Source organism: Streptomyces sp. C (genome assembly GCF_000158895.1).
GTDB lineage: Bacteria > Actinomycetota > Actinomycetes > Streptomycetales > Streptomycetaceae > Streptomyces > Streptomyces racemochromogenes.
In genome coordinates, this window is the sequence record NZ_GG657750.1 from 6,655,649 (window position 1) to 6,661,796 (window position 6,148).

Annotated in this window: 6 protein-coding genes; 2 read left to right on the forward strand and 4 right to left on the reverse strand. The window is 72.2% G+C overall.

Going from position 1 to position 6,148, the window contains the following annotated elements:
* Positions 1-5: 5 nt before the first annotated feature.
* Together SSNG_RS29880 and SSNG_RS29885 are read right to left on the reverse strand one after the other, a co-directional pair.
* Complete coding sequence (locus SSNG_RS29880; protein ID WP_007267673.1) at positions 6-650, reverse strand: NAD(P)-binding domain-containing protein; 645 nt, start codon at positions 648-650, stop codon at positions 6-8.
* A gap of 48 nt (positions 651-698) precedes the next feature.
* Complete coding sequence (locus SSNG_RS29885; RefSeq protein WP_007267674.1) at positions 699-1,511, reverse strand: inositol monophosphatase; 813 nt, start codon at positions 1,509-1,511, stop codon at positions 699-701.
* 115 nt (positions 1,512-1,626) lie between these two features.
* Between SSNG_RS29885 and SSNG_RS29890 the strand changes: the two genes are divergently transcribed.
* Positions 1,627-2,577: a LysR family transcriptional regulator gene (locus SSNG_RS29890; protein WP_042802267.1), complete on the forward strand. Its 951-nt coding sequence runs from the start codon at positions 1,627-1,629 to the stop codon at positions 2,575-2,577.
* A 146-nt stretch (positions 2,578-2,723) separates the two neighbouring features.
* On the opposite strand, the gene SSNG_RS29895 is transcribed toward SSNG_RS29890, so the two are convergent.
* Both SSNG_RS29895 and SSNG_RS29900 read right to left on the reverse strand, forming a co-directional pair.
* Complete coding sequence (locus SSNG_RS29895; protein ID WP_007267676.1) at positions 2,724-3,032, reverse strand: hypothetical protein; 309 nt, start codon at positions 3,030-3,032, stop codon at positions 2,724-2,726.
* On the reverse strand, positions 3,029-3,604 hold the full coding sequence (locus SSNG_RS29900) for an RNA polymerase sigma factor (protein ID WP_007267677.1): 576 nt from the start codon (positions 3,602-3,604) through the stop codon (positions 3,029-3,031). Before SSNG_RS29900 ends, SSNG_RS29895 begins: the two co-directional genes overlap by 4 nt.
* Positions 3,605-4,008: 404 nt before the next feature.
* Here SSNG_RS29900 and SSNG_RS29905 point away from each other — a divergent pair, with 404 nt between their 5' ends.
* Positions 4,009-5,838, forward strand: coding sequence for an ABC transporter ATP-binding protein (locus SSNG_RS29905; protein WP_128637224.1), 1,830 nt, complete (start codon positions 4,009-4,011; stop codon positions 5,836-5,838).
* The last annotated feature ends 310 nt before the right edge of the window (positions 5,839-6,148 follow it).

A 6,148-nucleotide genomic window follows, 5' to 3' on the forward strand; every position in this document is an offset into this window, starting at 1 on the left:
ACGGGTCAGCGGGCGAGGGAGACGGCGAAGGGCTTGAAGCCGTCTCGGCGCAGGATGTGGGGAACCACGAGGATCATGGCCTCGGTGGCGCGGGCCGTGCTGATGCCGCCGAGGTCCTCGATCCATGCGGGCTGCCAGCCCAGGTCGCCGAGCAGGCCGGTGACGGTCCTCTTCGCGTCCTCGTCATCGCCCGACAGATAGGCGGTCGGTGGGGTGGCCAGCGTGTCGGGAGCGGCCATGACCGTGAACAGCATGGTGTTGAGGGTCTTGACCACATGGGTGTCGGGGAGGGCGGCCTGGAGTTGCTCGGCGAGGCTGCTGCCGGGATAACACAGGGCGTCGGGCAGGCCGTCGTCGGCGTCGCGGGTGGCGTTGGAGACATCGATGAGGAGTTTTCCGGAGAGCTCGGTGCGCAGGCCGGCCAGACGGTCCAGGGACGTGTGGCCGGGCGTCGCGTTGATCACGATGTCCGCGGTACGGGCAGTGGTGCGCTGGTCGGCGAAGGCGATCCGTGGCGCGGTGCCGGCGGCAAGGGCTGCGGATCCTTCCGGGTTTCGGATGCCGAGGGTGACACGGTGTCCGGCTGCGGCGAGCTTGCCGGCGAGGTTGGCGCCGACGCGGCCGGCGCCCAGGATGCCGATGCTGGTCATGAGGTGATGCTCCTTGCGGTGCGAGGTGGCCGGAGAGGAGGTGTTCGGTCAGGCGATCGTCGTCAGGACTTCGAGGGCGGCGGTGTGGATGCCGGGGGCGGCGGCCAGGAAGTCGCGGCCGGCCGCGTTCCAGGGTTCGCCCGCCAGGTCGGTGACGGTGCCTCCGGCCTCGGAGACCAGCAGCGCGCCGGCGACCAGACCGGAGCGGACGTCGGAGAACTGCCAGAAGGCGTCCGTGCGTCCGGCCGCGACGTGGATGAGCTGCATCGTGGCGGGAACGGACACGCGCACGACCAGGCCGTTGACGAGCATGGCGGTGACCGAGTCGCCGATCCGGCGGAAGGTGCGCTCGTCCTCGCCCGGCCTGGCCTGGCCGGTGCCGACGAGCGCGGCGCCCAGGTCGGTCTTGGCGGACACCTTCAGGGGCCGGTCGTTCAGGCGCGCCCCGCCGCCGGCGACGGCCGTGTAGGTGTCACCGGTCAGCGGCAGGTGGACGACGGTGAGTACCGGCTGGTTGTCGCGGACCAGGGTGGCGGTGACGGCCCAGTCCTCCATGCCGTGGACGTGGTTGATGTTGCCCTCGGCGGGGTCGACGACCCACCACTCCCCGGGCGGGAGCGCGCCGCCGGCCAGCTCGTCCTCGGCCCACCGCGAGCCCGGCCGGGCCCGCAGCAGGGGCTCCCGCAGCACGGCGAGCACCGCGTCGTCGTTGGCGTGGATCTCGGCGACGACCTCGTCCAGACTCACGCCCCGGGCGTGCGGTGTGTGGCGCTGACGCAGGGTGAGGCCCGCGGCCTTCACCACGGCGGTCACCTCGGACAGGAGCGTCGTGTCAGCGGCGAAGGGCATGGTCGTGCTCATGGCGGGCTCCCTGGGTTCGATGGATGCGGGCGGCTCGTGTCGTGCCCGCCCTTCGAAGGTAGGTCTCCCGATCAGTAACAACAAGTGCATGCCATTCAGTTGTAGAGTTACTGGCATGCAATTGGACCTGAACCTGCTGACGGCTCTGGACGCCCTGCTGGAGGAGGGCAGCGTCGCCGGCGCCGCTGCACGTCTCCACGTCACCGCACCGGCGATGAGCCGCTCCCTGGGCCGCATCCGCAAGGCCACCGGTGACCAGATCCTGGTCCGCACCGGCCGCAGCATGGTCCCCACCACCCGTGCGCTGGCCATGCGCGCCCAGGTCCACACCCTCGTGCAGCAGGCCCACCAGCTCCTGTCCGCGCAGCAGGAACTCGACCTGGCAGCTCTGGACCGCGTGTTCACCGTGCGCTGGCACGACGCCCTGACCGCCGCCTGCGGAACCGCCCTGATCGCCGCCGCCCGGTGCCAGGCCCCCGGCGTCCGGCTGCGCCTGTCGGCCGAACCCGGGACGGACGACGCCGAGCTGCGCCGGGGTGAGGTCGACCTCGAATCGAGCTCCAGCGCTCCGATGCTCCCCGACATCCGTCATCGTCTCGTCGGCAGGGACCGGCTGGTCGTCGCCGTCCGACCAGGTCACCCCCTCCTCGAAGGCCCGCTGAGCATCGAGCGTTACGCAGCCGCCGAGCACCTCACCGTTTCGCGGCGCGGGAGCCTGCGCGACCCGATCGACGACGCCCTGAGCACCCGGGGCGTGGAACGACGCGTCGTCGCCGCCGGGCCCACCGCCGCCTTCGCGCTGCAACTCGCCCTCGACACCGACCTGGTCGTCACCCTCCCCGGTGCGGTCACCCGCGCAGCCCGGGAACAACTCGGCCTCGCCGTACTGTCGCCGCCCCTCCCGCTGCCCGAGGTCCCCCTGTACCTGCTGTGGCACCAGCGCTACGACGACGACCGCGCCCACACCTGGCTGCGAGAACTGGCCACCGAAACCGTCCAGGCGCTCTTCGCCCCACCGGCCGCCTCTCAACAGCCGCCCCACCAGCTGCCGCCGCCCGGTCCGTAGGGCGCGCGCCGGCGGCGGCGCTGAAGCTGGTGAAGTGGCGCTGCCTGACGGGGGCGTTCGGCTCGTCGGTGGTGAGGTCGAAGGCGATGTCGTCGCTGCCGAAGTAGCGCTTCATGATGCCCGCCCAGGCGGCGCCGAAGCCCCGGTCACTGGCGGGCGGTGCCCGCCGGGTCCGCTCTCGTGAGGGTGCAGGTGCCGTTCGCGCACGCGCGCTGCAGGCGGCCGCGGGAGATGGTCTGGGCCAGGCCGACCATCCAGCAGGTCGGGCAGCCCCGGAAGGCGATCAGGGACAGCGGGGCCGCCAGCAGGGCGGCCGGGCCGGCCGTGGGGACCAGGGCGATCGAGCCGATGATCAGGCCGAAGCCGAGGACGCCCCGTGCCAGGTGGCGCGGGACGGAGCTGCTGGCGAAGTCCGGCCGGGCGGTCGCCGGCCGTGCGGGCTTCGTGGTCGTCATGGTCGTGGGTCTCCTGCCGCTGGTTGGGTGGCCTGTGCCAGTGAGAGCCGCAGCGTCGCGCGGGCCCTGTGCAGCCGGGACTTCATCGCGGCGGTGCTCAGGCCCAGGGCGTCCGCCACGACCTTGCCGGGCAGGCCCTGGACGTCCCGCATGATCAGGACCTGCCGCTGGTCCCGGGGGAGCGCGCTCACCGCCGCCGCGATCCGCTCCGCCTCCAGCCCGCGCAGCACCGCCTCCTCGGCGGACGGTCCCGCCGAGGCGTCCGGGCCGTCCGGGCCGTCGTCGGTCCGCGGGACGAGCAGCCGTACCTGGCGCAGGCACTCGTTGCGCACGATGCGGAACATCCACGAGGCGAGCGCGCCCGTGGCCCGCAGGCTGCCGATCTTCCGGTAGAGGATGATCAGCGCCTCCTGCGCGGCGTCCTCCGCGTCCTGCGGCGAGGAGCACAGCGAGAGGGCGAACTTGCGTACGTGGGGCTGCGATTCCATGACGACGGCGGTGAGGGACGGGACGTCACCGTCCTGGGCGGCCTTGATCAGCCGGTCGTCCGGCCAGGTGAAACGTTGTTTCATGTGCTGCTCGTCTCCGACGGGTGCCTCGGGGTGCCTCGGGGTGCGTTCGGTGCTCAGCCGCGGCTCTTGAAGCGCCGCAGCAGGTGCCAGGAGCAGGCGCCGACGAGCAGGGCTCCGACGACTGCGACGGCGGTGATCAGCATGGGGTTCCTCCATGGGGGTGTGGTGTGCGTCCGGTGGGTCCGTACGCGGATAAGAGGCGGGGAGGTGCCCGGAGGATTCGCAGGCGGCCGAAGTTTCTTCCCGGGATCCCGGTTCGGCCGGTTCAGCCGCTTCGCCCGGGCGATGACGTGCAGACGCCATCCGATCGGCGGAAAAACGGAGAAAACGCTTGGACGGGGCGAGCGGCCCTGCGGAACACTGCGACTCCTGTCCTGGCACCGCTCACACCGCACAGGGTTGGTATGGGATCTCCCGAAGCACACCGAACTCCGCCGGGCAGGGGCCCGGTACTCCTCGCACTGCGCCACTACGGGCGGGAGCTGTTCCGGCTCCGCCGCCTGGCCGCGCCCGCCATGTTGTTCCCGGCGATGGGCAACATCGGCATCAACTACGTCGCACCGCTCGTCGTCGCCAAGCTCGTCGGCCGGATCGCGGACGACCGCGGCGCCGTCGCCTCGGGCATCGGACCGGTCCTGCCCTACGTCCTCGGGTTCGCCGGAGCCCTGCTGCTGTCCGAGGCGATGTGGCGCCTCGGGCTGCACTGCCTCAACCGGCTCGACGCCCTCGGCGTCGAGCGGCTCTACGTCCTCGGGATGGACGAGCTGTTCGCCAAGGACGCCGGGTTCTTCCACGACAACTTCGCCGGCTCGCTCACCAAGCGGGTCCTCAGCTTCGCCTCCCGTTTCGAGGAGTTCGTCGACACGCTGACCTTCCAGATCGTCGGCAAGTTCGTGCCCCTCGTCTTCGGCTCGGTGGTGCTGTGGCAGTACGAACCGCTGCTCGTGGTCGGCCTCTTGACGATGATCGCGGTCACCGGACTCCTCGTGACACCGCTGATCCGCAGGCGGCAGCGGCTCGTCGACGAGCGCGAGGCGGCCATCGCCCGCGTCTCGGGCCACGTCGCCGACAGCCTGATGAACATGGACACGGTCCGCGCCTTCGCCGCCGAGGAACGCGAGGCCGCCGAACACCGCTCCAGGGTCGCCGAGTCGCGGCGGCTCATGCTGCGGTCGTGGGACTACGGCAACCTGCGCATCGACACGATCGTCGCCCCCATGTCCGTACTGACCAACGCCCTCGGCCTGCTGGTCGCCGTCGGGCTCGCCGCACGCGGGCACGGGGTGGAGACGGTCGTCGTCGCCTTCACCTACTACGGAAACGCGACCCGGATCATGTTCGAGTTCAACCAGATCTACCGCCGCCTGGAAAGCTCGATGACGGAGGCCGCGCAGTTCACCGCCCTGCTGCTGACCCCGCCGACCGTCCTCGACCCGAAGTGCCCGGAGCCGCTGCTGTCCCAGGGCGCGGAAGTGCGCTTCGAGAAGGTGGACTTCGCCCACGCGGGCGGGGAACCGCTCTTCACCGGCCTCGACCTGGCCGTGCCCAGCGGGACGAAGATCGGCCTCGTCGGCCGGTCCGGCGGCGGCAAGACCACCCTCACCCGGCTGCTGCTGCGGATGACCGACATCGACGGAGGGCGGATCACGGTCGGCGGGCAGGACATCACCCGGCTCGCCCAGTCCGACCTGCGCGGCCTGATGGCGTACGTACCGCAGGAGCCGGCCATGTTCCACCGCACCCTGCGCGAGAACATCGCCTTCGCCCGTCCGGACGCCACCGACGCCGAGATCCGCCGGGCCGCCGAGGCGGCGCACGTGACGGAGTTCGCCGACGCCCTGCCGGACGGCTTCGACACCATGGTGGGGGAGCGCGGGGTGAAGCTCTCCGGCGGACAGCGCCAGCGGGTCGCCCTGGCCCGGGCGATCCTGCGGGACGCCCCGATCCTGCTGCTCGACGAGGCCACCAGCGCCCTCGACTCCGAGAGCGAGATCCTCGTCCAGGACGCGCTGTGGCGGCTCATGGAAGGGCGGACGGCGCTCGTCGTCGCGCACCGGCTGAGCACCGTCGCCACCATGGACCGGCTCGTCGTCCTCGACCGCGGCCGGATCGTGGAGCAGGGCACCCACCAGGAACTCCTCGACGCGGACGGTGCCTACGCGAAGCTGTGGCAGCACCAGTCGGGCGGCTTCCTCGACGACACTCCCACGGCCGGAGCCGACCTGCGCTCCTGACCCGTACCCGCCCCCGCGCCGTGCAGGCCGGACACGACGCGGTGGTGGCCGGCCACGGCGCGGCGGCGGGTGGGGCGGCCGGTCTACCCGGGCGGGCCGGGGAGGGCCTGGTGCGGACCGCGCCGCCATCCGGGCCGTGCCCCGCGCGCCGACCTGCACGGATCCGGCCTTCACCGCCGTACGGGTCACCGAGCGCGGTGTCGAGCTCACCCCCGAGACCGGGCGGCCGCGCCCCGCAGGCGGCGGGCGGCGGGCCCCGGGAGGCGGCGTCCCCGGACCGGCAGACGATGGAGGCGTGCAGGAGCCACAC